Source organism: Actinomadura sp. NPDC048032, from assembly GCF_040653175.1.
Lineage (GTDB): Bacteria > Actinomycetota > Actinomycetes > Streptosporangiales > Streptosporangiaceae > Spirillospora > Spirillospora verrucosospora.
Map to the genome: position 1 here is coordinate 1 of NZ_JBEZJP010000830.1, position 1,083 is coordinate 1,083.

Consider the following 1,083-nt stretch of genomic DNA (forward strand, 5'->3'; position numbering starts at 1 on the left):
CGCGGCGCTGCCGGTGTCGGAGCTGGTGCTCGCCGACCCCGACGCCCGGCGGCTGGAGCTCGTCGGCGGGCTCTCCGCGCGGATGCTCGCCCGCGCGGGCCACCCCGCCCGCGTCGTCACCACAGGCGACCTGGACGCGGCGGTCGCGGACGCGACGATCGTCGTGATCCAGCTGCGCGTCGGCGGGCAGGCCGCCCGGCACGTCGACGAGACGCTGCCGCTGGCCCGCGGCTGCGTCGGGCAGGAGACGACCGGCGCCGGCGGCCTCGCCAAGGCGCTGCGCACCGTCCCGGTCGTGCTGGACATCGCCGGGCGCGTCGCCGCCCGCGCCCCGCACGCCTGGATCATCGACTTCACCAACCCGGTCGGCATCGTCACCCGGGCCCTGCTGGACGCGGGGCACCGCGCGGTCGGCCTGTGCAACGTCGCGATCGGATTCCAGCGGCGCGCGGCGGCGCTGCTGGGCGTCCCGCCCGAACGGGTCGGCCTCGGCCACGCCGGGCTCAACCACCTCACCTGGGTGCGGTCGGTCCTGCTGGACGGGCACGACGTCCTTCCGGACCTGCTCGACCGGCATCCCGGCGAGCTCGCCGCCGTCTCCGGCCTGCCCGCCCCGTTCCTGCGGACGCTCGGCGCCGTCCCGTCGTACTACCTGCGCTACTTCTACGAGCACGACCGCGTCGTCGAGGAGCAGCGGGCCGCGCCGTCGCGGGCCGAGGAGGTCGCCGCGCTCGAACGCGACCTGCTGGAGGCCTACGCCGACCCCGCGCTGGACACCAAGCCCGCCCGGCTCGCCGAGCGCGGTGGCGCGTTCTACTCCGAGGCGGCCGTGCAGCTGGCCGCGTCGCTGGTCGGCGGCCGCGGCGACGTGCAGGTCGTCAACGTGCGCAACCACCGCACGCTGCCGTTCCTGGACGACCGCGCGGTCATCGAGGTCCCGGCGCGGATCACCGGGTCCGGGGCGGTGCCGCTGCCCGTCCCCGCCATGGAGCCGCTGCTCGCCGGGCTGGTCGCGCACGTGTCGGCGTACGAGGAGCTGGCCCTGGACGCGGCGCTGCGCGGCGGCGTGGACCGGGTCGCCGC

Annotated in this window: 1 protein-coding gene; it reads left to right on the forward strand. The window is 77.2% G+C overall.

The window, feature by feature from the left end; all coding sequences use genetic code 11:
- Positions 1-1,083 (forward strand): 6-phospho-beta-glucosidase (locus tag AB0C69_RS42545; RefSeq protein WP_360362691.1); only part of this gene is annotated, 1,083 nt, incomplete at both ends.